20 protein-coding genes and 2 pseudogenes are annotated in these 22,689 nt (G+C 68.2%); 9 read left to right on the top strand and 13 right to left on the bottom strand.

What is annotated here, in order from left to right; translation table 11 throughout:
• Nucleotides 1-11: 11 nt before the first annotated feature.
• Entirely contained in the window at nucleotides 12-926 is a 915-nt protein-coding gene (locus E5S66_RS06875) for a glucose 1-dehydrogenase (RefSeq protein WP_138348516.1), read from the top strand.
• A gap of 120 nt (nucleotides 927-1,046) precedes the next feature.
• Here E5S66_RS06875 and E5S66_RS06870 read toward each other — a convergent pair whose 3' ends face one another.
• Nucleotides 1,047-2,090, bottom strand: a complete 1,044-nt coding sequence (locus E5S66_RS06870; protein ID WP_425472177.1) for a YihY/virulence factor BrkB family protein — start codon at nucleotides 2,088-2,090, stop codon at nucleotides 1,047-1,049.
• Between the two features lie 72 nt (nucleotides 2,091-2,162).
• On the bottom strand, nucleotides 2,163-3,020 hold the full coding sequence (locus E5S66_RS06865) for a PA4780 family RIO1-like protein kinase (RefSeq protein WP_138348515.1): 858 nt from the start codon (nucleotides 3,018-3,020) through the stop codon (nucleotides 2,163-2,165).
• Between the two features lie 90 nt (nucleotides 3,021-3,110).
• Between E5S66_RS06865 and E5S66_RS06860 the strand changes: the two genes are divergently transcribed.
• Nucleotides 3,111-3,833, top strand: coding sequence for an rRNA pseudouridine synthase (locus tag E5S66_RS06860; protein ID WP_138348514.1), 723 nt, complete (start codon nucleotides 3,111-3,113; stop codon nucleotides 3,831-3,833).
• 357 nt (nucleotides 3,834-4,190) lie between these two features.
• Here E5S66_RS06860 and E5S66_RS06855 read toward each other — a convergent pair whose 3' ends face one another.
• The 3 genes from E5S66_RS06855 to E5S66_RS06845 all read right to left on the bottom strand — a co-directional run bounded on the left by E5S66_RS06855 (nucleotide 4,191) and on the right by E5S66_RS06845 (nucleotide 6,847).
• Nucleotides 4,191-4,475: a hypothetical protein gene (locus tag E5S66_RS06855; RefSeq protein ID WP_138348513.1), complete on the bottom strand. Its 285-nt coding sequence runs from the start codon at nucleotides 4,473-4,475 to the stop codon at nucleotides 4,191-4,193.
• 70 nt (nucleotides 4,476-4,545) lie between these two features.
• Nucleotides 4,546-5,628 (bottom strand): dihydroorotase, encoded by a 1,083-nt coding sequence (gene pyrC, locus E5S66_RS06850; protein ID WP_138348512.1) that lies wholly within the window; start codon nucleotides 5,626-5,628, stop codon nucleotides 4,546-4,548.
• Between the two features lie 175 nt (nucleotides 5,629-5,803).
• Nucleotides 5,804-6,847, bottom strand: coding sequence for a S66 peptidase family protein (locus E5S66_RS06845; protein ID WP_138348511.1), 1,044 nt, complete (start codon nucleotides 6,845-6,847; stop codon nucleotides 5,804-5,806).
• 183 nt (nucleotides 6,848-7,030) lie between these two features.
• Between E5S66_RS06845 and E5S66_RS06840 the strand changes: the two genes are divergently transcribed.
• The 3 genes from E5S66_RS06840 (at nucleotide 7,031) to E5S66_RS06830 (ending at nucleotide 10,471) form a co-directional block, all read left to right on the top strand.
• The gene (locus tag E5S66_RS06840; RefSeq protein ID WP_212745326.1) at nucleotides 7,031-9,511 is read left to right on the top strand and encodes a cation-translocating P-type ATPase; all 2,481 of its coding nucleotides are present in this window, start codon (nucleotides 7,031-7,033) and stop codon (nucleotides 9,509-9,511) included.
• Nucleotides 9,512-9,583: 72 nt separating this feature from the next.
• Nucleotides 9,584-10,096: a protein disulfide oxidoreductase gene (locus E5S66_RS06835; protein ID WP_138348510.1), complete on the top strand. Its 513-nt coding sequence runs from the start codon at nucleotides 9,584-9,586 to the stop codon at nucleotides 10,094-10,096.
• 147 nt (nucleotides 10,097-10,243) lie between these two features.
• A complete protein-coding gene (locus tag E5S66_RS06830) occupies nucleotides 10,244-10,471 on the top strand; it encodes a hypothetical protein (protein WP_138348509.1) in 228 nt (75 codons plus the stop codon).
• A 145-nt stretch (nucleotides 10,472-10,616) separates the two neighbouring features.
• Here E5S66_RS06830 and E5S66_RS06825 read toward each other — a convergent pair whose 3' ends face one another.
• Nucleotides 10,617-12,269: a sensor domain-containing diguanylate cyclase gene (locus E5S66_RS06825; protein ID WP_138348508.1), complete on the bottom strand. Its 1,653-nt coding sequence runs from the start codon at nucleotides 12,267-12,269 to the stop codon at nucleotides 10,617-10,619.
• 184 nt (nucleotides 12,270-12,453) lie between these two features.
• On the opposite strand from E5S66_RS06825, the gene E5S66_RS06820 reads away from it, so the two are divergent.
• The gene (locus E5S66_RS06820; RefSeq protein WP_138348507.1) at nucleotides 12,454-13,629 is read left to right on the top strand and encodes a GGDEF domain-containing protein; all 1,176 of its coding nucleotides are present in this window, start codon (nucleotides 12,454-12,456) and stop codon (nucleotides 13,627-13,629) included.
• 130 nt (nucleotides 13,630-13,759) lie between these two features.
• On the opposite strand, the gene E5S66_RS06815 is transcribed toward E5S66_RS06820, so the two are convergent.
• Both E5S66_RS06815 and E5S66_RS06810 read right to left on the bottom strand, forming a co-directional pair.
• Nucleotides 13,760-16,714, bottom strand: coding sequence for an EAL domain-containing protein (locus E5S66_RS06815; RefSeq protein WP_138348506.1), 2,955 nt, complete (start codon nucleotides 16,712-16,714; stop codon nucleotides 13,760-13,762).
• Between the two features lie 332 nt (nucleotides 16,715-17,046).
• The gene (locus E5S66_RS06810) at nucleotides 17,047-17,274 is read right to left on the bottom strand and encodes a hypothetical protein (RefSeq protein ID WP_138348505.1); all 228 of its coding nucleotides are present in this window, start codon (nucleotides 17,272-17,274) and stop codon (nucleotides 17,047-17,049) included.
• 209 nt (nucleotides 17,275-17,483) lie between these two features.
• Between E5S66_RS06810 and E5S66_RS06805 the strand changes: the two are divergent.
• Nucleotides 17,484-17,600, top strand: a pseudogene (locus E5S66_RS06805) (pyridoxamine 5'-phosphate oxidase family protein); the annotation flags it as partial.
• A 124-nt stretch (nucleotides 17,601-17,724) separates the two neighbouring features.
• Nucleotides 17,725-18,636: an NAD(P)/FAD-dependent oxidoreductase gene (locus E5S66_RS06800; protein WP_138348504.1), complete on the top strand. Its 912-nt coding sequence runs from the start codon at nucleotides 17,725-17,727 to the stop codon at nucleotides 18,634-18,636.
• Nucleotides 18,637-18,677: 41 nt separating this feature from the next.
• Here E5S66_RS06800 and E5S66_RS06795 read toward each other — a convergent pair whose 3' ends face one another.
• Nucleotides 18,678-19,343: a L,D-transpeptidase family protein gene (locus E5S66_RS06795; protein WP_138348716.1), complete on the bottom strand. Its 666-nt coding sequence runs from the start codon at nucleotides 19,341-19,343 to the stop codon at nucleotides 18,678-18,680.
• A gap of 153 nt (nucleotides 19,344-19,496) precedes the next feature.
• Complete coding sequence (locus E5S66_RS06790; RefSeq protein WP_028838388.1) at nucleotides 19,497-19,766, bottom strand: membrane protein; 270 nt, start codon at nucleotides 19,764-19,766, stop codon at nucleotides 19,497-19,499.
• A gap of 278 nt (nucleotides 19,767-20,044) precedes the next feature.
• On the opposite strand from E5S66_RS06790, the gene E5S66_RS06785 reads away from it, so the two are divergent.
• Nucleotides 20,045-20,485, top strand: coding sequence for an FKBP-type peptidyl-prolyl cis-trans isomerase (locus E5S66_RS06785; protein ID WP_138348503.1), 441 nt, complete (start codon nucleotides 20,045-20,047; stop codon nucleotides 20,483-20,485).
• A gap of 45 nt (nucleotides 20,486-20,530) precedes the next feature.
• On the opposite strand, the gene E5S66_RS06780 is transcribed toward E5S66_RS06785, so the two are convergent.
• The 3 genes and pseudogenes from E5S66_RS06780 to E5S66_RS13750 form a co-directional block, all read right to left on the bottom strand.
• A complete protein-coding gene (locus E5S66_RS06780; protein ID WP_138348502.1) occupies nucleotides 20,531-21,043 on the bottom strand; it encodes a hypothetical protein in 513 nt (170 codons plus the stop codon).
• Nucleotides 21,044-21,280: 237 nt separating this feature from the next.
• Nucleotides 21,281-22,396: a GGDEF domain-containing protein gene (locus tag E5S66_RS06775; RefSeq protein ID WP_138348501.1), complete on the bottom strand. Its 1,116-nt coding sequence runs from the start codon at nucleotides 22,394-22,396 to the stop codon at nucleotides 21,281-21,283.
• 61 nt (nucleotides 22,397-22,457) lie between these two features.
• Nucleotides 22,458-22,689: pseudogene (locus E5S66_RS13750) on the bottom strand (transposase); the annotation flags it as partial.

Genomic DNA, 22,689 nt, shown 5'->3' with positions numbered 1-22,689 from the left:
GAGCGTGCGAAATGAGCAGCAGGAAAACGGGTTCCACCGCCAAGGCTTCCGCGAATGGCAAGCCGTCCAAGCCCGAAAAATCCACCAAGTCCGTTGCGGGCGGCAAACCCCGAACCGCCGCACCGGCGAAGGTCGCGCACACGCCGCACCGCTTCGACGGCAAGGTGGTGGTCACCACCGGCGCCGCCGCGGGCCTTGGCCGCGCCACCGCGCTGCGGCTGGCGCTGGAGGGCGCGGCGCAGGTGCTGGTGGACCTGAAGAAGGACGCGTTGAAGCGGCTGCAGAAGGAAATCCTTGCGCTCAATCCGCAGGCGCGGACGCTGTTGGTCACCGCCGACGTGTCCAACCCGGACGACGTCCACGCCTACGTCAAGAAGACGATGAAGACCTTCGGCCGCATCGACGGGTTCTTCAACAACGCCGGCATCGAAGGCCACCAGAATCTGACCGAAAACTTCGGCGGCAAGGAGTTCGACCGCGTCATCGGTGTCAACCTCAACGGCGTGTTCCACGGCATGGCCGAGGTGCTGAAGGTGATGCGCCAGCAGGGCAGCGGCAGCATCGTCAATACCGCGTCGGTGGGCGGCATCCGCGGGGTGGGCAACCAGTCCGGCTACTCCGCCTCCAAGCACGGCGTGGTGGGCCTGACCCGCAACTCGGCGGTGGAATACGGCCAGTTCGGCATCACCATCAATGCCATCGCGCCGGGCGCGATCATGACCGACATGGTCGAGAATTCGCTGCGGCAGATGGCCGGCGAGGATTGGGAAGCGGCCGGCAAGCAGTTCGTCAGCGTCAACCCGATGCAGCGCTTCGGCCGGCCGGAGGAAGTGGCCGCGGTGGCGGCGTTCCTGCTGTCCGGCGAAGCCAGCTTCGTCAACGGACTGGTGGTCACCATCGACGGCGGCCAGTCGTACAAATACTGATGCGGCGGGCAATCGCGGCAGGCGTCGTTCGCGGTGCCTGCCCGCGCGTTGCGGTTGGCGAAGTCGCACGTGCTGGGGCCCCGGCTGCAGGTTCCGGCAGCACGCCGCTGCCAGCGGACGTCAGCCCGCTTCCACCGCAGCCCTGCCCCGTTTCTTCCCGGTGCGCGCCTTTGCCCGCGCCTTCGCACGCTCGTCCACCACCGCGGTGAACAGCGCACCGACGAAAATGATCAGCGCCGCGTAGTAGATCCACACCAGCGCCAGCACCAGCGTGCCCATCGCGCCATAGGCAGAACCCGGATCCACTCGCCCCAGGTACCAGCCGATGGCCGCGCGCCCGACCAGGAACATCAGCGCGGTGGCCGCGCCGCCACCGACCGCGCGCCGCCAGCCCACTCGGCGATCCGGCAGATAGTGGTACATCAGCGCGAACGCGAGCATGTACACCAGCCAGGCGGCCACCTGGGCCATCAGCGGCAGCATCCAGTCCGCCCGCGCGAACAGCAGCTCCAGCACTGTATTCAGGGTCAGCGACACCACCAGCAGGAAGCCAAGCGCCAGCACCAGTCCCATCGAGAACACCCGCTTGCGCAGCCACGCCAGCGGGCCGGACAGCGCCGTCGCGTCGGTGCGGAACACATTGTTGAGCACGTCCTGCAGCTGCGCGAACACCGCGGTGGCGCCGACGAACAGCAGGCCCAGGCTCCCCCAGCCGGCAATCGAACCGGTATCCGGCCGGTTGCGCGCATTCAAGACGATGGTGCGCGCCACCCGCTCCGCATCCGCGCCCACCAGCAGCGCGATCTGCTGCATCACCGCTTCCTGCGCAAGCGGCAGGATCGAGGTGGTGAACCACACCAGGATGAGCAACAGCGGGGCCAGCGACAGGATCGCGTACAGCGCCAGCGCCGCCGCCTGCGACATCAGGTCGGCATCGATGAAGCGCCGCAGCAGCGCCATCGGCAGGCTGCCGCGGGCCTTGCGGATGAACGCCTGCACGGCGGGCCGGCGCGTGGACAGCCCGCTGCGCCCGCGCGAGGCGGTGGGCTTGGTGGGGTCGAGCTTTTCCGCCACCTGGCCGGGCTTCGCTGCGCTCACGATCTTCTTGACCGCATGCTTTGCCGGCGAGGCTGGGGATTTACCGGAGCTGCGTCGTTTCGGCATGCACGGGCCGTTGCGGAAACACCCCCGCACCATGCCGGGTGCCGCGTGAAGGTGGAATGGTGCAGCGGGCGGCTAATCCTGCTCGGCCGCGGCCTCGCGGCCCTGCTGGCGGATAAGCGCTTCCTCGCGGGCGTCGTTGATGGCGTGGCGCACGCCATCGAGATCCGGCGCGGAATCGTCATGCGCGAACACGCCGGTGAGTTCGCTGTCCGGGCGCAGTTCGCCGGCTTCGTACAGCGCCCACATCTCCTCGCCATACCAGGTGTCCAGCAGCTCCGGCGCCCACGCACCGAGGCTGGCGGTGAGGTTGTTGACGTCGCGCAGCAACATGGTGCGCGCGGCGTTGTTGCCGGCGGCGCTGACCACCTGCGGGAAGTCGATGACCACCGGGCCGTCGGGCGCCACCAGCACGTTGTATTCGGAAAGGTCGCCGTGGATCAGCCCGACGCAGAGCATCTTCACCACCTGCCTTACCAGGAAACGATGGAATCCGCGCGCCTGCTCCGGCGACAGCTCCACTTCGCCCAGCCGCGGCGCGGAATGGCCGTCGGCATCGACCACCAGCTCCATCACCAGCACGCCGTGGAAATAGCCGTAGGGTTCCGGCACGCGCACGCCGGCATCGCGCAGCTGGTACAGCGCGTCGACCTCGGTGTTCTTCCACGCGGTTTCCTGCTGCTTGCGTCCGTACTTGCTGGCCTTGCCGATCGCCCGCGCCTCGCGGCTGCCGCGCACCTTGCGCCCCTCCTGGTACTGCACGCGCTGCTGGAAACTGCGCTGCGCCATGTCCTTGTACAGCTTGGCGCAGCGGATCTCGTTGCCGGCGCGGACCACGTACACGGCCGCTTCCTTGCCGCTTTTCAGCGGTCGCATCACTTCATCGATCACGCCGTCATCGATGAGCGGCTGCAGGCCAGAAGGTGTTTTCATCGCATCCCGTGAGAAAGATCAAAATCGCAAATCCAGCGCGATAGAGTGCCTGATCGCTACACTGGCTGTCCCCTTTTCCGGCAACGCCGCATGTCCGATCCGGTTCGACTGGCCAAACGCGTGGCCGACCTCGCCGCCTGCTCGCGCAGCGATGCCGAGCAATACATCAAGAACGGCTGGGTGCGGGTGGATGGGTGCCTGGTCGAGGATCCCGCGCAGCCGGTGTCCACCGAAGAGGTGACGCTGGATGACGAAGCGCGGCTGGAGGCCGTGGAGCCGGCCACCGTGCTGCTGCACAAGCCGGTGGGCTACGACACCATCAGCGGGCGCAACCCGGCCGCAGCCCTGGTGCGGCCGGACACGCGCTGGCCGGAAGACCCTTCCGGCGTGCGCATGCTGGAACGCCACTTCCACCGGCTGACCCCTCTGGTGCCCCTGGACGCCGAATCCAGCGGCCTGATGGTGCTGACCCAGGATGGCCGCGTGTGGCGCCGGCTCACCGAGGACGGCGACGAGATCGAGCAGGAATACGTGGTCGAGGTCAGCGGCGAGATCGCCCCTTACGGCCTGCGCAGGCTCAACCACGGCTTGCACTACAACGGCCGGGCGCTGCCGCCGTGCAAGGTCAGCTGGCAGAACGAAGTGCGCCTGCGCTTCGCCCTGAAGGGCGTTCAGGGCGGGCAGTTGCGCGACATGTGCGCGCAGGTCGGGCTGGGGGTGGTGTCGATCCGCCGCCTGCGGATCGGCAAGGTATCGCTGGCGAAGATGCCGGTCGGCGCATGGCGCTATCTGCCGGTGGGCGAGCGGTTCTAGGCCACTGGCTGGCTCCCCTCGACTTTCGGGCGGCTTGTCACCTGCCCCGCCCGTCCACGGGCGCATACTCTGAAGACCGGCTGCAACCGCAGCCGTACCAACGCACAGCCAGGGAGATGCACGTGAGCAAGGGCATGAACCAGAAGAAGCAGGAAAAGAAGAAGCCGGCCAAGACGATGAAGGAAAAGAAGGCCGAAAAGAAGGACAAGAAGACGACCAAGGCGTTCGCGCCGACCTGAGCGGCGTGCCGGGGGAAAGCGTTCCCCCACCCAGCCGAGCGGTGCCACGGGGCGGGCGGCAAGGTGCAGCGCGCAAGCCGGCGCCGCCGACGCATGGAGGCGGTGTCCCGCAGCGCGCTCACCCCAGCCGCTCGATCTCCCGCGCGGCCATCCCCGCTGCGGACTGCAGCATGCCCGAATAGAGCTTGCGGCCCGGCCCCAGGTCGCGGGCGGCGGTCTCAAGCCCATGCACGTACGCCGCAAGCAGATCGCGCGCGTTGAACTGCTGGCTCAGGTCCTCCACCGTCCGGGCCACGGCATCACGCAGGTGCCAATCCACGTTGGTGCCGGACTCGGCCTGCTTGGCCAGGTCCAAGACCCGGATGACATGCGGCGTGACAAGACCGACAACGGTGGCTTTCATGCAAACGACCTGTGGGGGACAGGAGCGCGAAGATACCGCAACGCGCCGTCAAAGCGACGTGGCGGACGGGTCAGCCGTGCAGCTGCCAGCCCAGCGTTTCGCCGTGGGCCAGCGGCGCGATGGTGCGGTCGCCATACGGCAGCTCGGCCGGGATGACCCAGTCGCCCTTGCGCAGAGTCAGCGTGCCGGTGTTGCGTGGCAGGCGGTAGAAGTCGGCCCCGAAGTGGCTGGCGAAGCCCTCCAGGCGGTCCAACCGGCCAGCAGCTTCGAACGCGGTGGCGTACAGCTCCAGCGCGTGCAGGCCGGTGTAGCAGCCCGCGCAGCCGCAGTCGGCTTCCTTGTCGCCGCGTGCATGCGGGGCCGAATCGGTGCCCAGGAAGAAGCGCGCATCGCCGCTGATGGCGGCCTCCAGCAGCGCACGCCGGTGCACTTCCCGCTTCAGTACCGGCAGGCAGTAGAAATGCGGGCGGATGCCGCCAGTGAAAATGGCGTTGCGGTTGTACAGCAGGTGGTGCGCGGTGATGGTCGCAGCGATCTCGCCCTCGGCCTCGCGCACGTAGTCCGCCGCGTCCTTGGTCGTGATGTGCTCCAGCACTACCCGCAGCCCCGGGAAATCGCGACGCAGCGGGATGAGCTTGTCCTCGATGAATACCTTCTCGCGATCGAACACGTCGATGTCGCGATCGGTCACCTCGCCATGGAGGGCCAGCACCAAGCCCGCCTCCTGCATGGCCTCCAGCGCCGCGTAGGCCTGCTTCAGGTCGGTGACGCCGGAATCCGAATTGGTGGTGGCACCGGCCGGATACAGCTTTGCCGCGTGCACGAAGCCGCTGGCCCTGGCCCGAAGGACTTCCTCGGCCGGCGTGTTGTCGGTGAGGTACAGCGTCATCAGCGGCTCGAAGTCCGCCCCCGCCGGCAGCGCTGCCAGAATGCGCTCGCGGTACGCCGCCGCCAGCGCCGTGGTGGTGACCGGCGGACGCAGGTTCGGCATCACGATGGCGCGGCGGAACTGCGCGGCGGTGTGCGGCAGCACCGACTGCAGCTGCGCGCCGTCGCGCAGGTGCAGGTGCCAGTCGTCGGGCCGGGTGATGGTCAGCGTGGTGCCGGCCGGTGCCTGCGCGGGATCGGGAACGTGGTGGGCAAGCGGGGTCATGGGGGCTCCGGGGCCTGCAGGCGAGAACCGCAATTTTGCCGGTTGTTGCCCCGCGGCACCATGCACGCCGCGACGCCGGCATGAAGACGGGCTCCGGCTGGAGCCCCTGCCCCGGCGGCGTGATGCTCGAACTTCTCCCCTGCCCGCGTTTGCTGCGCGCCCGATTGCGCCCCCATCAGCCGTCGGCAAGCACCGGTGCCAGCAGGCGAAACGTGCCCGCGTCGGCGTCCATCTCCACCCTGCCGCCCACCGGCACGATGAACTGCTCGCGGATATGGCCGATCATCGCGCCGCGATAGGCCGGGATCTTCAGCGGCAGGATGTAGTCGTCGAAGATCTGGTCCAGGGTCAGTGAACCATAGCCGTCACCCGGATTGCAGTCGCTGCAGTCGCCGAAGATGAAGCCGGCGATCTTGTCCAGCGCGCCCATCAGCTTCAGCGTGCTGAACATGCGGTCGATGCGGTAAGGCGCTTCGCCCACATCCTCCAGGAACAGGATACGGCCGCTGAAATCCGGTAGATAGGACGAACCCGCCAGCGCGGCGAGCACGGTCAGGTTGCCGCCCAGCAGCGCCCCTTGCGCCCTGCCGCCGCGCAGGGTCTGGGTGCGGTTGCGGCGCGGCACCAGCTCGTCGCCGGCCTCACGGCTGTTCTGGTACTGCATCAGCTCGCGCTGGAAGAACAGCCGCTCGAACTGATCGACGTTGAAGCGATTCCAGCTGCCCGTTCCCACCGGGCCATGGAAGGTGACCAGCCCGGTCTTGGCATGGATCGCGCAGTGCAGCGCGGTGATGTCGGAGTAACCCAGCAGCACCTTGGGGTTGCGGCGGATCAGCGCGTAGTCCAGCAACGGCAGCAGCCGCGCAGCGCCGGAACCGCCGCGCACGCAGACGATGGCCTTGACCTCGCGGTCGCCGAACATCGCGTTCAGATCTCCCGCACGCTCGGCATCGGTTCCCGCCAGATGCCCGTAGCGACCGCCGTAATGCGCGCCGGCCCTGACCCGCAAACCGAGCGCTTCCATCGCCTCTTGCGCCAGCTGCAACGCCAGCCGCTCGTTGACCGCCGACGACGGGCTGACCAGCCCCACCGTATCGCCCTTGCGCAGCCCCGCCGCCAGCAGCTGCCCATGCGGGGCGGCCATCGCTCCGCGCGTGCCCAGCAACGGCAACACCGCACCCGCAAGCACGGCCGTGCCGAGGAATCGCCTTCTATCCATGCTCGAATCCGTTGCGGAAGTGGGGCAAGGGTAGCAACGTGCGGCAGCTGGATGGCCTTCCTCGCATGCCCGAGCCGGAAGACCTGCCGCCACAGAAGCAAGCGCGCGCAATCACGGTGAACAAGCATCCACCCTCGCCGAAATGTTCCCGGCAAGCTTTTGTCCGCATACTCGGATCATCTGATGAAGGTGGCATCCATGCCCGGACTGACCTCTGCCGAAGCCGCGGCGCGGCTGGCGCGCAACGGCCCCAATGTCTTGCCCGAGCGGGGCCGGAAGGGCGGCCTGGCGCTCGCCGGCCAGGTGCTGCGCGAACCCATGCTGTTGCTGCTGCTCGCCGCGGCGCTGGTGTACATGCTGCTGGGCGATCGCGGAGAAGCTGCCCTGCTGGTCGCTTCCGTGGTGCTGGTCATGGGCCTGACCCTGTATCAGGAATACAAGTCCGAGCGGGCCATGCAGGCGCTGCGCGACCTCGGCAGCCCGCGGGCGCGGGTCCTGCGCGATGGCGCCGCCACGGTGGTTGCCTCGCAGGAGCTGGTGGTGGGCGACGTGCTGCTGCTGGAGGAAGGCGACCGGGTGGCCGCCGACGCGCGCGTGCTGGAGGCCGCCGAGCTGCACGTCGACGAATCCCTGCTCACCGGCGAGTCGGTGGCAGTAGCGCGGCAGGCGGGCGCCGAGGGCGATGCCGGCATCGTCCACGCCAGCACGCTGGTGGTGCGCGGGCGCGGCACCGCCGAGGTGGTCGCGGTGGGTGTCGATACTGCGGTGGGACGCATCGGCCGCTCGCTGCAGTCGATCGTCACCGAACGCTCGCCGCTGCAGCGGGAGATGCGCCGGATCGTGGCGATCTTCGCCGTCATCAGCTTGGTCACCTGTGCGCTGGTGGTGGTCCTGTACGGCCTGCTCCGGGGCAACTGGCTGCAAGGGGTACTGGCCGGGATCACCCTGGCGATGGCCAACATCCCCGAGGAGTTCCCGGTGGTGCTCAGCGTGTTCCTGGCGCTGGGCGGATGGCGCATGGCCAGGCACAACGCGCTGGTCCGGCGCGCGCCCGCGATCGAGGCGCTGGGCGCGATCGGCATCCTCTGCACCGACAAGACCGGCACCCTCACCGAAAACCGGATGGCGGTGGCCGAACTGGACGCGGCGGATGCCACCCGCGCGCTGGAAACCGGACGCCTGGCCTGCCCGCCGCTGTCGCATGACCCGATGGACAGTGCGCTGTTGGACGCGGCCGCGCAGCGGCAGATGCCGGCGCAGCCGCCGGGCTGGCAGCGGCTGCGCGACTACCCGCTGAGCAGCCAGCGCCCGGCCTTCATCCAGGCCTGGCGCACGGATGCGGGCGAGGTTTTCATCGCCGCCAAAGGCGCCCCGGAAACCATCGCGGCGATGTGCGCGGGCTCGGCGCCGACGCAGGCGGAACTGGAGCCGCGCCTGGCCGCGATGACGCAGCGCGGCCTGCGCGTGCTTGCGGTCGCCGCCGGGCGCATGCCCGATGCGGCCAGCACGCCGCTGCCGGAGGACCCGACAACGTTCGCGCTGGACTGGCTGGGCCTGGTCGGTTTCGCCGACCCGCTGCGCGCCGCCGTGCCCGACGCCGTGGCCGAGGCGCGCGCGGCCGGCGTGCGCGTGATCATGATGACCGGCGACCATGCCGGCACCGCCCGCGCGATCGCGCAGCAGGCAGGCATCGACACCGATGCGGGGGTGGTGCACGGCGATGCGCTGGACGGCTGCGACGACGCCGCCCTGGCCGACCGCGTAGCCTCCTCCAGCGTGTTCGCGCGGGTGCGGCCGGAACACAAGCTGCGGCTGGTGGAAGCGCTGAAGGCACGCGGCGGCGTGGTGGCGATGACCGGCGACGGCGTCAACGACGCGCCCGCGCTGATGGCGGCGCACGTGGGCATCGCGATGGGCGGCCGCGGCACCGACGTGGCCCGCGAAGCCGCGTCGATCGTGCTGCTGGACGACAACTTCGTCACCGTGGTGCGCGCCATCCGCATGGGCCGCACCATCTACGAGAACATCGCCCGCGCCGCGCGCTACATCCTGGCGGTGCACGTACCGATCACCGGCATGGCGCTGCTGCCGCTGCTCACCGGCTCCGCGCCGATGCTGATGCCACTGCATGTGGTGATGCTGGAGCTGATCATCGACCCCGCGTGTTCGATCGTGCTGGAGCGCGAGCCGCCACCCGAGGACATCATGCGGCGGCCACCGCGCCCCGCCGACCACCCGTTGCTCGACCGGGCCACCCTGCTCGCCTCGCTCGGGCAGGGACTGGTGATGTTCCTGGCGGTCGCCCTGACCTACCTGCTGGGCGTCCGCGCGGGCTTGCCGGATGCGCAGCTGGCGGCGCTGTCGTTCACCGCGATAGTGACCGGCAACCTGTTCCTGATCCTGCTGCACCGCTCGGGCGGCTCGATCTGGCGCGCGTTGCGCACGCCCAATGCCGCGTTCTGGATCGTGGCGGCTGCCGCAAGCGCGGTGCTGGCGCTGGCGATCCTGCATCCGGCGGTGGCCGCCCTGTTCGGCTTCGTGCGGCCACCGGGCCAGTTGCTGGCCGTCGCGGTTGCGCTGCCCTTGTTCACGGTCCTTGTTCTGGACCTGGGGCGATGGCTGCGGTCAATGCGGACTCGCGTCGCTGGCGCCTCCAGCGCATGAACGCGACTTGCGGCAGACGCTGGCGCGACCATTGAAGGCAGACGTGGAAGCGTTCGCCGATACTGGTGACCCATGACCAGTGCGCCCCACCCCGACCGCCCGCGCTGGCCCGCGCGCCTGCGCCGCCTGGCCATCCAGCTGCTGTTGCTGCTGGCGTTTATCGCAGCGCTGGACTGGTATCGGGCACCGGATGCGCGCGCGGTCGCGGTGGCCCGCCTCACCACCACGCAGGGCCGGCGGGTGGACTTCCAGACGCAGCGCCAGCCGACCGTGCTCTACGTGTGGGCGGAATGGTGCGGCTACTGCCGCCACACCTCGCCGGCCATCGAGCGCCTGCACCGCAGCGGCCACCGGGTGGTGTCGGTGGCCATGCAGTCTGGCACCGACGCCCAGGTGCATACCTACATGCGCGAGCACGCGCTGACCTTCCCGGTGGTCAATGACCCCGACGGCGCGATCAGCCATGCGCTGGGCGTGGGCGTCACCCCGACCATCGCGATCATCTCCGATGGCCGCATGCGCCTGGCCACCAGCGGCTGGACCAGCGAGTACGGCCTGCGCCTGCGGCTGTGGCTGGCGCGCTGAAACGGGGCAATAGTGCGCGCCCCGTGAAACGGTGTGGAACCGTGAAACGGGGCCCGACACCTTTTCCTTGCTTCGACGCATGTCCTGTTCCCGGGGCAGCCAGCGTTGCCACAGATGCAGCCCACTTTGCTGCTCGAGGAGATTGCAATGGCCGTCAAGCGCGTCAGTTCACGTCTGGAATTCATCCTGCAGATCACCGACTACTTCAAGGGTCACTGGGAAGATCCGGAGTGGGGCCGCCGCCCCGCGAACCAGGTACTGATTGCACTTGCGGTAAGAGAGTTGGCGCAAGGGATACAGGATTCCGCAGCGCAGAAGCAGATCACCGAGATCGCGGACAAGGCAATCGCCAAGAATGCCGCGGCAGTACGGTAAGTCGCTCGTTTGACAACTCACTCCAGACGACACCGTTTCGCTGCGTCGCGATGGCTCTCGTCATAGCGCCATCGCGTCGCCGCTGCCCTGCTTCTCAAGCCAGAAGTCGACTTCCGACGCCACCCGTCCGTGAAACGCAGGCGCCTCAGCCTGGCTGTGTTTCCCCGCTTCCTTCGGCCGGGAAAACACACACACCCGATGTCCGGCTTTTGGCCGCATACATGGCGGCGTCCGCGGCGCGCAGGTAGTCATCGACGCTGATCATGCCGGGCGTGCTGGTGACCAGCCCGATGCTGGCCCCGCTGGCCACGGTGTGCTCGCCGATGTCGTAGGGCACTTCGAGCGCTGCGACGATCTGCCGGGCGCGCTCCAACGCTTCGGCAGGCTCGATGGCTTCGAGCAGAACATTGAACTCGTCGCCACTCATGCGGGCGACCAGGTCGCCGGTGCGCACGCAGGCTTCAAGCCGGCGCGCGACCTGCTGCAACAGCTGGTCGCCGGCATGGTGCCCCAGCGTGTCATTGACCGCCTTGAACCGGTTGAGGTCCAACAGCAGCACGGCGAACATCATGGTGCCCACCAGCGTCGGCGGCGCATCGGCTCTTGCGGCCTCGTCGCGGTACGCCTCGATGGCGTGCGCCAGGCGCTCGCGGAACAGCGGCCGCCCGGGCAGATTGGTCAGCCCGTCATAGGAGCTGCCGCGCTCCGCCAGGTCGCTCAGCGAACCCGCCATGCGCACCGCCACGCCGTCCTCGAACTGCGCGACCCCGCGCCAGTTGACCCAGACCAGCCGCCCCGACCCGTGGAAGGCGCGGAAATCCACCGAAAAATTCGGGCGCTCCCCCGCCAGGTGCCTGCCGTAGGCCGCCTGCACGCGCCCGCGGTCATCGGGATCGATGCGCTGCTGCAAAAACCGCCAGCCGCCGTCGTGCACGTGCGGGGTGTCCTCCAGCCCCAGGATCTCGTGGAAACGCTCGGACACGTGCAGGGCATCGGTGCGCAGATCCCAGTCCCAGATACCGTCATTGGAGCCGCGGGTGGCAAGCGCATAGCGGTTGTCGGAGCGCAGTAACTCCAGCTCCGTGTTCTTCTGCCGGGTTACGTCGATCATCAGGCCGATCATGCGGTTCGGCCGCCCCGGCTCCACCACGGCGCGACACAGATCGCGCACCCACACCACCTTGCCGGACTTGGCGGTCAGCCGGTAACTCATTTCATAGGCGTAACTGTGGGTGGCGTTGTAGGCGGCATCGTCGATGGCCAGTGCCTCCGCCAGATCGTCGGGATGCACATGCGTGCGCCAGAACCCTGGATCGGAGCGCCACTCCTCCACGCTGTAGCCGAACAGCCGTTCGACCTGCGGGCTCAGGAAGGTATTGCCGATGCCCCGCTCGGCTTCCCAGACCACGCCGTCGATGGTTTCCAGCAGGCGCAGGAAGCGTTGGCGCACCTCCACCAGGATCTGCTCGGTGACCTCGGTGATCTCGATCAGCACCCCCTGTCGACTGATCACCCGCCCCGCAGCGTCCGACTCCGGGTGCAGCTGCAGCCGTACCCAGCGGTACTCGCCATCGGCGAAGCGCAGCCGGAACACCGGCATGCCTGCGCGGAAAGTACCGACATCGTCGGGATGCACGAACCCCAGCAACGACCGGCCGATCACCGCTTCCACCGGATGACCGGTGACCCTGTGCCAGGCCGGATTGAGATAGGTGATCTCCCATCGGGCGTCCGCCTGCACCACCGCCTCGGGCAGCAGCTGCAGCAGGGTGCCGGACGGCGTGGAGGGAGCGGACATACCCCGCCATCGTCCCCGAAACCCGAACGTCCAGTCCAGCAAAAAAACGCGACCGGTGTCGGGTTACCCAGCTGGGATCGTCTTCACATGATTGCGGCATCGGCGCGTTTTCGTATGCGTGCACCACGCTGCTGTCCGGTCGGCCTTTGATCCCGTTTTTTGCTGCATCGGGGATACTGGCCCCATGGCACCCACTCCCCTTGCCCAGCCATCGCAGGCTGTCTCGCGCCGTCGCTGGCTTGGCCTGCTGGCCAGCCCGTACCCGCGCCGGCGCCTGCTCCTGTTGCATTGGCTGATCGCGTGCGTGGTGTACGTCGGCACCGCCGTCCTGCTCGTGGCCGGTGTGGACCAAGGGTGGATGCGTTTCGGCGCCTTGCTTGGCTGGTCCAGCTTCGTCACGGTGGTGTTGCTGTCGGGCTATGGGGCCATCCGCAGCGGCTGGAGCGAGCGCTTCGCCGACCCCGCGCTGACCCAGTGGCAACTCTCGATGGGCGTGATCGCGGTGAACTGGGGCTACGTGATCTGCGGACCGATGCGCACCGCGGCACTGTTCCCGCTGATGGTGGTCTTCGTCTTCGCTGCCTACGGGCTGCGGTTTCGCCAGATCGGCTGGCTGACGCTGTTTACCGTGCTATGCCTCGCCTCGGCGGTCGCCATCCGCCAATGGCTGCCGGCCTGGATCGACTCGGCGCAACCACCGTCGCCGCTGCAGGTGGATCTCTACAACCTGTCGATGATCGCGGTGGTGCTGCCCGCTTTCGCGCTGGTGACCGCGCGCCTGTCGGCCCTGCGCAAGAAGCTGCGCGACCAGCGCGCGCAGCTGGCGGACGCGCTGGCCGCAGTCGAGCGCCTGGCCGTCTCGGACGAGCTCACCGGGCTGCCCAACCGCCGCGCCATGCTGGAAACACTGGCCACCAACACCCGCCACGCTCGCCGCGGCCTGCTGCCGGTGACTATCGCGATGCTGGACCTGGACCACTTCAAGCGCATCAACGACACGCTGGGCCACGCTGCCGGTGACGCCGTGCTGGTGGGGTTTGCCGAATTGGTGCGGCAGCTCTTGCGCGAAGGCGACGTGCTGGGCCGCTGGGGCGGGGAGGAATTCCTGCTGGTCCTGCCCGGCGCCACCGCGGCGCAGGCGCAGCAGGTGCTGTGGCGGGTGCAGGCAGCAGTGCGCGACCAGCTGCTTGCCGGCCAGCCGGTCACGTTTTCCGTCGGCGTGGCCGCGCACCGTGGCAGCGAGTCCGCGGAAACGCTGCTGAGCCGCGCCGACGCCGCCCTGTACGAAGCCAAGCACGCCGGCCGCGACTGCGTCGCCATTGCCAGCGGGGAATCGCAAGTGGCGGCTGACCCAATCTAGGCGGTACAGCGGCGCATCGGCACTGCCCCGGGTACGGAGGAAGGCAGGGGAACTCGGGAGCTCGCCTCTTCCCTTTTGGGCGATAGGGCAGCCCGTACCGGTCGCGGGCGGGGTTGGAACGGCGACCGTTTCAGCAACCTTCCGCGCATTCCTGCAGCCGTCCATCCAACCCTGGTTCCCTCGCTAAGAGAGGTGCTGGCCGGGCGAACAGATATCCTTGGCCCAGCTCGCAACCCAGTGCCAACAGGGCCTGGCGCTGGTCCTCCGTCTCGATGCCCTCGGCCACGACCTCCATTCGCTGGGCCTGCGACAAAGCCAGAATGGCGCGTACTACGGCCGTGCTGCGACCTTCTTCGTGAGGCGACAGATCGCAAATGAACGAACGGTCAATCTTCAGCGTGTGCATCCGGAAGCGGTGCAGGTAGCTCAGCGAGGAATAACCCGTGCCGAAGTCATCCAGCGCCACCATGACGCCCTGGTCGGCCAGCTGACAGAACACATGGCCGATTTTCTCCGCGTTCTCCAGCAGCGCGCCCTCGGTCACTTCGATGCGGACCTGGGATGGCAAGACTTGATGGGCCTTCAGCAGATCCATCAGCCGCTCCACCAGGCCCGGCGAGCGGAAGTGCCGCGGGGAGAAGTTGACGTTGACGTATTGGCCCGGCATGAGCAGTCTGGACAGCACTTCCAGGGTGCGGGTGAGCACTGCCCAGTCCAGCGCTTCCATGCTGCCGTTGCCCTCGGCCACCGGCAGGAATTCTGCCGGGGAGAGTACGCCGCGCTGCGGGTGCTGCCAGCGCACCAGCGCCTCGTAGCCCACGGTTTCGCCGGTGGACAAGCGGACGATCGGCTGGAACCAAGGCACCAGCTCGGCCCGCTCCATCGCCCGCCGGAGGTCGCTCTCCATCTCCAGCAATTGCAGCGCCTGCGCGTGCAGCGCTTCGTCGAACACCTCCACCCGGTCCCGGCCACCGGCCTTGGCGCGATACATCGCGATGTCGGCATCGCGCAGCAGCTCGTCGGGCGCGGTGTAGTGCGGCGCGCTCATCGCGATGCCGACGCTGACGCTGCTGAACAGCTCCTTGCCCTCCACCCGGATCGGCGCCTTCATCGCCTCCACGATCCGCTGGCCCATGCGCATTGCCGCATCGGGGCCGGTCACGTCCATCAGGATCGCGAATTCGTCGCCCCCCAGCCGCGCCACCATGTCGCAGCCCGCGCGCACGCAGTGTGCAAATCGCGCCGCCACTTCCCGCAGCAGCGCATCGCCCACCAGGTGGCCAACCGAGTCGTTGATGACCTTGAACCGGTCCAGGTCCATGAACAGCACCGCGAAGCCACGCCCGGGCTCGCGCTGCTGGTGGGCCAGCGCACGCAGCAGCTGGTCGCGCAGGTAGGCGCGGTTGGGGAGCCCGGTGAGCGGGTCGTGCAGCACCTGGTATTTGAGCTGGCGCTCGATGTCTTCGCGCACGCGGATCTGCTCGGAGAGTTCCGCCGTGCGCGCCTGCACCCGCCGCTCCAGGTCCGCATTGGCTTCCTTCAGCTCCGCCGCTGCGCGCTGCCGCTCCAGACCGCTGGCAATCTGGTAGCTGATGAAGGTCAACAGGTCGCGCTCGGCAGCGCTGTAGCTGTGGCCGCTGGCGTAGTTCTGGACCGCCAGCAGCCCCAGCACGCGGTCGCCCGAGACCAGCGGCACGCCCAGCCATGCCATGGACTGACGGCCGATGAGGCCCAGCTCGCCGCTGGCCTGCAATGCCTCGATGCGGGCGCGGGTGGCAGGATCATCCATGTCCACCAAGAGCGGCCTCGCGTGCCGGATGGCGTACTCGGTAATGCCATTACCCACGGGACGGCTTTCCGCGGTACCGCCGTTCTCGTCGACGTAGTACGGGAAATGCAACCGCTGGCCGTCCGGCGAGAGCAGTGCAATGTAGAAGTTCCGCGCATCCAGGAACTGTCCCACGATCCCGTGCACCGCCTGGTAGAAGCCGTCCGGGTCGATGGCGGTATGGGAGAGCTCCGCGATCCGGTAGAGCGCTTCCTGGATGCGGACCGTGCGTTGCCGCTCCTGCATCTCCACGGTCAGCGCGTGCGTGCGCTCGGCCACGCGCCGCTCCAGCTCCTCCTGCTGCAGCTTGCGGTCCACTGCGGTCAGGATGTGGCTGCCCACGTACGCCAGCAGAGCCTGATCCGCCGCGCTATACCGCGGCCGCTCCATGTAGCTCTGCACTACCAGCACGCCCCGAACTGCATCACCCACCAGAATGGGGACGCCCAGCCAGTCGAAGCATTCCTCGCCGATGTCGCGCAATGGACCGGACACCTGATTGCGGATGTCGGGTACCGACCCCATCAGCGGTCGGCGGTCGCGGATGCAGTACCAGGTCAAGCCCTTGTCCATCACGGACATCGGGATGAACTGGTTGGCGTCGCGGATGACGGGGTCGACGGTATCGACCAGGTAAATGAAGCGCAGCGCGTCGCTGGATTCCTCGTACAACGCGATGTAGAAATTCTCCGCGTACATGAACCGACCGACGATGGCATGCAGCTCGCGCAGCATCGCGTTCAGCTCCATGCCGGAACTGGCCATGTCGGCGATCTGGAACAGGGCCGCCTGCAACTGCTCGGACCGGGCCAGCGCCCGCAGTGATCCGGACAGGTGCCGCGCTTCCAGGACCGCCTCGGCCACCGGCGCCAACAGCGCGCAGGCTGCCTCCAGCGGGCCGTTGTTGGCTTGGCCGGCGTGCAGCAACGCAATCCCGGCACCGGCATCGCGCGCCAGCAGACGCGCATGGTGCCCGGCGACCTCATCGATACCTTCAGTCCCCGCGCGCAGCGCCTCCAGCAACGCAGCATCACGTGGGGACACCGGGCCGGCAGGCTGGATTCCGCTGCCGCCGTCCGCCGTCCACCATGCCACCGAGGTCGCGCCCGCACCGGCATCGGCCAGCGCCTGCGCAATGCCCTGGGCCAGCGCTGGCAGCGACTGCGCTTGCAGCAGATGCGACAGCAGGCGCCCCACTTCCAGCGGATTGCTGAAAGCGTCGGTGCGCGGCAGGGGCTGGTGAGCGTTTGTCGTCATTTGGCTATTCAGCGGGCGAGGCCACCCGGCTACCTCAAGCTATCGGCGGCAACTGCGCGGAATCAAGAAAAGCGGCCGCCTGAATCGGCAATGCGTGCGCGGCATCACGCTGCACGAAGGGGTGTGGACATTCACCCGTGAGCGACCGAGCCACGTCGGGTGGGTTTTGACTGATGCGGGCGCCCTCGCGGCATGGACTTGGCCCGATCATCGCGCGTCCACGTCTGGACACGGTGAAGACCGGCGTCACCTGCGCAGGCGCCCCGTGCACGGCCAGCCGCGGCAACACTGCCGATGCGAGGCCCCACGTCGCCGTGGGCCTTGTGTTGCGACTACTTCTGCTTGAGCTCAAGAAGCTTGAGCGCACGCTGCTGCTCGGCCTTGCGCAGTGCGTCGCGCGCTTCCTTGACCACTTCGTTGGCCAGGTTCTGGCTGGTGTGATGACGCTTCGCGTCGATCGCCGCCTCCAGCCGCTGCTGGGCCAGCTTGATCGCCTTGTCGACACGATAGAGCGGGCTGTGCCCGTCGCCGGTGAGGGGGGGTTCGTAGATTTTCGCCATGGCGACAGTGTAGTGCGGTGCAGCGGGTCAGATTCACTTCCTGCGAGCGCGTGGATGGCCGCCCCACCCGCGCAGGGCCATTCCAGTAGCCCGAGGCGGCCGTTTCCCGAACAGGCTGGCGACACTGCCGGCGGTGCGAAGTTTTTCCACGCCCGCTTCACCCGCCTGCGCTACAACACCGGTTCCGACATCACTTCGGGACGAACGCCGTGGCCACCAGCAAGGATCGCGAACTGGAACAGAAATTCTGGAAGGCGCTGAGGTCCGACCGCACCGTCATGGTGGGCGTGGACGGCATCGAAGACGGGCATTCGCGCCCGCTCACCGGGCATCGACCCGAAGCAGGACGCGCAGGACAAGGTGGCTGACGTCAGCCTGCGCTGATCGCGTTGCGTGCGGACTGCGACCACGAATTGCCGGCGACCCGCGGCAGGAGATGGGGAGATGGAGATGCCCAACACCACTGACACCTGCGACGTTGCCGTGGTCGGCGCCGGCCCGGCCGGGTTGACCGCCGCCACCTACCTGTGCCGGTTCCTGCGCGACTGCGTGGTGATCGATGCCGGCAACAGCCGCGCCAAGTGGATTCCCGAGAGCCACAACTGCCCCGGTTTTCCCAGCGGCGTTTCCGGCAGCGAACTGCTGCGGCGCATGCGCGAACAGGCGATGGACTGCGGGACGCGGTTCGAGGCTGCGGAAGTGGAGCACATCGCGGCACCGAGTGACCCGGACGGGATCTTCGTACTCGCCAGCGGAACGCGGCAGTGGCAGGCACGTTGCGTCATCCTGGCTACCGGCATCGTCGACAAGCTGCCGGGCGCGCCATGGATAAGCGATGCCGTCGCCTGCGGGGCCATCCGCCTGTGCGCTGTCTGCGATGCCTTTGAAGCGCGCGACAGCTGCATCGGCGTGTACGGCCCGGCGCGCGACATCGGCGCACACGGTCTGTTCCTGCGCGCCTACAGCGACCGCGTCTACCTGCTGCCCAGCGACGACGCCGACGGCGGCGAGGACGTTCGCCGCGCGGTGGATGCCGGCGTGCAGCTGTTGGCACCGGGCGTGGCGCTGGAGTTCGACGGGCACCACTGCCGCTCCACGTCGGCCGATGGCACCCGCCTGGTGTTCGATGCGCTCTACCCGTTCCTGGGCGGAAGCACCGCCGCGCGGCTTGCGGTCGCCGCAGGCGCCACCCTGTCGGACAGCGGCGAGATCATCGTGGACCGCGACCAGATGACCGCGCAGCGCGGCCTGTTCGCCATCGGCGACGTGGTCAGCGGCCTGAACCAGATCGCGGTGGCTGTGGGCCATGCCGCCATCGCCGCCACCCGCATCAACGCGTTGTTGCCGATGGCGCCTCGGTGATCTGCGGCATACGGCGAGGGGACTGGTCGTTTCACCCGTGGCTACGGGGTACGTGACCCAGAGCCCGTTTGGGCGCGGCTTTGCGCGAACTCGGGGAAGGTCTCCGCGATCGACGCCTTGTCCGGCAGGATGTAGAACACCCCTCCCCGCTCGAAGGTCGGTCGGATGACCTGCTCGTAGAATTCGGGCGAAACGTTGATGCAACCGTGGGTGACGCGGTTGTCGTCCGGCGTAGGCGATGCCAGGCGTTCGGCGCGGCGCTCGGCCGGAACGCCGGTCGCGGTGGGGTGCATGGAGACCGCGGAATCGTAGTCCACCCACAGGACCCGCCCCGCGTCGATGGATGGGCCGAAGCCGCCGATGAAGCGACCGGCAGGCGTGGTGCGGTCGCGGCCCGGGATCTCGCGCAGGGCAAGGCCGGCAACGCCGGGCGCCGAATGGTCGCCGATCGCCGATCCGAACAACGCTGGCGCCGCGCCGCGCGCGCGGCCGTCGCCACCAAAGACGAGCACCTGCGCCGCGGCCTTGTCGATGATCACGAAGGGATAACCTTGGCTGTCCTTCGAAGCGACCACCCAGCCCGCAAGCTCGATCACCGTATCGGAGACCTTCTGGCCCGGAGGAAGCTGGTCTGCAACCGCGGCCGACGGCGCAGGGGCATCCTCGGCGGCGTGGGCAACGCCGACCGTCGCGAACGCGAAGGCCAATACGAACGCAGCGGGCAACGCCCGGATCGCGGAACGTGTGCGAATAGGAATGGGACGGTACCTCGAAAGAACGGATGACGGCCGGAACCCGGTGGTCGTTACGGACCACCGGGTTCCGGTTCGTGCCGTGCGGCGCGAATCGTGCAAGCGCGACTAACCGCGCGGCGTGCGGCGCGGCGCCGTTTCAAGCTGCTGGACGCGGCCTTCCAACGAATCCAGGCGCCGGTTGGCCTGCTGTGCGGCCTGGTTGGCGGATTCAGCACTCTGGGCCGCGCCCTGCACCTGCGTGTCGAGTTGATCCAGGCGCGAGTTGACCCGCGCGAAGTCGTCATCGTAGGTGGCACAGGCGGACAGGCCCACGGCGGCGACGAGGGCCACGCCGAGCAGGCGCGCATTCGCCAGGTGTCGATTGTTCAGAGGCATCTCCAATCTCCTTCGGTTGATGGTGGAACAACAGCGCGGCGCTCCTGCCGGCGTTCTGCCCCGCGTGAAGCTGACACCGGAGAACGTTGATGCGTGGTGAAGATGGCGAAACGGGTGTCAGGGACGATTAAGGTTCGCGGCGGCCGTCGCGGCAGCCGTCGCGAAGCGTCAGTGCGCGCTTCCCGTCCCCTTTGATTTCTTGGTGCGCGGATGCAAACAGGCAACCGCCCTTCCTGCCTCGCAACGTATGCTGTCCCGCCATCCACCGCACAACTGCCATGGCCTCTCGCGCACTTCGCCTGACCGCAACGCTGTCCGTCCTGCTGCTCACCGCTTGCAGCCAGCCGCCGTCCTACACCGGTGGCGACGTGACCGAACTGCAGCGCATCGACGTGGCGACGGGACAGGGCGCTGTCGCCATGGCCGGCGACGAAGTGAGCGTGCACTACACCGGTTGGCTCTACGACCAGAAAGCGGCCGACAAGCGTGGGCAGAAGTTCGACAGCTCCCGCAACCGGGGCCAGCCGTTCGTGTTCATGCTGGGCGCGGGTCGCGTCATCCGCGGCTGGGACGAAGGCGTTGCCGGCATGCGGGTGGGAGGCAAGCGCGAGCTCCACATCCCCGCCGCGCTGGGCTATGGCAGCACGGGCGCGGGCAGCGTCATCCCGCCGGGCGCTTCGCTGGTGTTCGAGGTGGAATTGCTGGACGTGCGCAAGTGACGTCGCGCGTCTGCAAGAGCGCCTAAAAAGGAGACGGGGGGTTGTTTAATTCCCTCCGTCCCCTTTTGTCCGCACGGTGGCGAAGTTGTACATCAGCCGGACCTGACCGTCGCCGGCCCAGGCCATTGCCAGGGTCGCGCTGCGGTCGCCCTTGCGGTAGTACATGCTCGCGCCACCGCGCGTGTCGACCGGCGAATAGTGGTTCTCGGTCCAACCCGCGGCCAGCATCGCGGCCTGTGCCTGCGCCGCAAGGTTCAACACCTCGCCGCGGGTCCGCAGTTCGACCGCGTGCGCGCCATCGTCTTCATTGACCTCCACGACCACATGGTCGGCGGGCAGGTAGACGTCGGTGGGGAACCATTCGGGAAGCGCGACGGGGGCGGCCGCGGGCTCTGCGACCACATCCGCGGCGCCAACGGGAACCGCTGCGACCACATCCGCGGCGCCTGCGGCGTCCGGTGCCGCGCCTGCGGCATCTGTGGCTTCCTTGCGGTCGCCGCTACAGGCACCCAGAGCCACTGCCAATGCCAACGCCAGCACGGGAAAATACGGATGCATGTTCAGACAGCTCGGCGAAATGATCCGGAAATACTACACGCGGGAGAAAACCCGGACCGGGAGAATCAAGCGATCCCTAACCGGCGAACCGGGCCTTCACCGATGTCGGCCACCCGTTCGGCGACGAAGACTGCCAGCAGCCCGTCCAGGCCTGCGCGCTGTCACGTCAAGCCAGGGCCGAAGTTCCCGGCATTCCCATGCATGTCACCCAGCGCGGGCGATGTGACGCCGCGAACCTTAGGGGGCACATGCACCTAGGGACTGCAGCTGATCATCCTCGCTTCTTTCACTGGTGCAAACGCGGTCACCGCCCAGTTCCTTCGCGCGGTACAGCGCCCGGTCGACGCGCTGCAGCGCGGTGTCGAGGGTGTCGGCGGGGTGCAGCACGGCCGTGCCCAATGAGGCCGTCACCTGCGCGACCGGCACCACCGACACGGCCGCGATCGCCACGCGCAGGCGCTCGGCGATGCCATGCAGGGCCGCCGCATTGACATCCGGCAGGATCACCAGGAACTCCTCGCCGCCCCAGCGCGCGATGCACTCGCTCGGCCGCAGCAGGCGCTCGCAGCTCGCTGCCACGGCGCGCAGCACGCCGTCGCCGGCCGGATGGCCGTAGGTGTCGTTGATGGCCTTGAAGCGATCGAGGTCGAGCATGACCAGCCCGGCCGTGCCGCCACGCGCCAACACGTCGCGAAGCACGCGCTCGCCGAACAGGCGGCTGTGCACCCCGGTGAGCGGGTCGCGGTGCAACTGCACCTCGATGCCGTCGCGCTCGGAGGCAAGCCGCCGGATCTTCCCCGCGAGGCCGCGCTGCACGGGCAGCAGCACCACCAACATGAGGCTGGCGGGCCCGAAGGCCATGGCCAGGTCCACGCCGCGCGGCGTCCACAGTTCCGCGCGGTGGGTCAGCAGGTAGACCAGCACCGGCGACGCCACCAGCACCCAGCCGACCGCGGCGGCGACGTACGCGCGCCGCCCCGGCACGAAGATGATGAGCATCGCCATGAAGACGGCAAACAGCGACGATATCGGCGGCAGCGTGTCGATCAGCCGCAACTCCGGCGACAGGCTTGCCTGCACCGTGTAGAGCCACGCGGGCGCTATCAGCGCGAGGGCCGACAGGCACAGGGCGATGCGCGTGATGACGCCCACCCACGCGGGCCGCAGCCACAGCGCGCAGATGAGACCGGCAAACAGCGCGCTGGCCACGGGCGGAAGCACCCGATCCATCGGGCGATGGACCGGGCCCAGCCAGTGGATCGCCGTCGCACAAACGCCCGCCAGCAAGGCCAGCGAGAGCAGGACCATCATGGCGACGCGGAGGTACTGATCGTCTGAATCCTGCACGGGCATTCGGGGCTACCTGGGAGTCGGCAGGCAAGGCGGCAACATTATGCGGGAAGAAGAAATGGTGTCAGGGACAATTCGAGCGCTGCGGCGGGCGTCCCGGCGGGCGTGCCGTGGCGAAGCGCCCCGTACGGGTTTCCACCCACGCGCGGAAGCGATCAGATCCCAAGGCCTTCTGCTGCTGCAGGTATTGGCGGATCTCGGCAACTAGCGCCGCAGGTAAAGCCTCCTCGAACAGACGACGATAGGAGGCCTCCCGCGCGGAGCGATCCGGCCCCAGCGCGAGATAGCAGGCATGT

The organism is Thermomonas fusca (assembly GCF_005862345.1).
Taxonomy (GTDB): Bacteria; Pseudomonadota; Gammaproteobacteria; order Xanthomonadales; family Xanthomonadaceae; genus Thermomonas; species Thermomonas fusca.
The sequence above is the reverse complement of the archived record's forward strand: the minus strand, read 5'-3'. Positions and strand labels throughout refer to the sequence as shown.

What these genes read in the sequence shown, in the direction of transcription:
- E5S66_RS06875 (WP_138348516.1), top strand. Translation starts at nt 12, where the DNA reads ATGAGCAGCAGGAAAACGGGTTCCACCGCCAAGGCTTCCGCGAATGGC.
- E5S66_RS06870 (WP_425472177.1), bottom strand. Translation starts at nt 2,090, where the DNA reads ATGCCGAAACGACGCAGCTCCGGTAAATCCCCAGCCTCGCCGGCAAAG.
- E5S66_RS06865 (WP_138348515.1), bottom strand. Translation starts at nt 3,020, where the DNA reads ATGAAAACACCTTCTGGCCTGCAGCCGCTCATCGATGACGGCGTGATC.
- E5S66_RS06860 (WP_138348514.1), top strand. Translation starts at nt 3,111, where the DNA reads ATGTCCGATCCGGTTCGACTGGCCAAACGCGTGGCCGACCTCGCCGCC.
- E5S66_RS06855 (WP_138348513.1), bottom strand. Translation starts at nt 4,475, where the DNA reads ATGAAAGCCACCGTTGTCGGTCTTGTCACGCCGCATGTCATCCGGGTC.
- pyrC (WP_138348512.1), bottom strand. Translation starts at nt 5,628, where the DNA reads ATGACCCCGCTTGCCCACCACGTTCCCGATCCCGCGCAGGCACCGGCC.
- E5S66_RS06845 (WP_138348511.1), bottom strand. Translation starts at nt 6,847, where the DNA reads ATGGATAGAAGGCGATTCCTCGGCACGGCCGTGCTTGCGGGTGCGGTG.
- E5S66_RS06840 (WP_212745326.1), top strand. Translation starts at nt 7,031, where the DNA reads ATGAAGGTGGCATCCATGCCCGGACTGACCTCTGCCGAAGCCGCGGCG.
- E5S66_RS06835 (WP_138348510.1), top strand. Translation starts at nt 9,584, where the DNA reads ATGACCAGTGCGCCCCACCCCGACCGCCCGCGCTGGCCCGCGCGCCTG.
- E5S66_RS06830 (WP_138348509.1), top strand. Translation starts at nt 10,244, where the DNA reads ATGGCCGTCAAGCGCGTCAGTTCACGTCTGGAATTCATCCTGCAGATC.
- E5S66_RS06825 (WP_138348508.1), bottom strand. Translation starts at nt 12,269, where the DNA reads ATGTCCGCTCCCTCCACGCCGTCCGGCACCCTGCTGCAGCTGCTGCCC.
- E5S66_RS06820 (WP_138348507.1), top strand. Translation starts at nt 12,454, where the DNA reads ATGGCACCCACTCCCCTTGCCCAGCCATCGCAGGCTGTCTCGCGCCGT.
- E5S66_RS06815 (WP_138348506.1), bottom strand. Translation starts at nt 16,714, where the DNA reads ATGACGACAAACGCTCACCAGCCCCTGCCGCGCACCGACGCTTTCAGC.
- E5S66_RS06810 (WP_138348505.1), bottom strand. Translation starts at nt 17,274, where the DNA reads ATGGCGAAAATCTACGAACCCCCCCTCACCGGCGACGGGCACAGCCCG.
- E5S66_RS06800 (WP_138348504.1), top strand. Translation starts at nt 17,725, where the DNA reads ATGCCCAACACCACTGACACCTGCGACGTTGCCGTGGTCGGCGCCGGC.
- E5S66_RS06790 (WP_028838388.1), bottom strand. Translation starts at nt 19,766, where the DNA reads ATGCCTCTGAACAATCGACACCTGGCGAATGCGCGCCTGCTCGGCGTG.
- E5S66_RS06785 (WP_138348503.1), top strand. Translation starts at nt 20,045, where the DNA reads ATGGCCTCTCGCGCACTTCGCCTGACCGCAACGCTGTCCGTCCTGCTG.
- E5S66_RS06780 (WP_138348502.1), bottom strand. Translation starts at nt 21,043, where the DNA reads ATGCATCCGTATTTTCCCGTGCTGGCGTTGGCATTGGCAGTGGCTCTG.
- E5S66_RS06775 (WP_138348501.1), bottom strand. Translation starts at nt 22,396, where the DNA reads ATGCCCGTGCAGGATTCAGACGATCAGTACCTCCGCGTCGCCATGATG.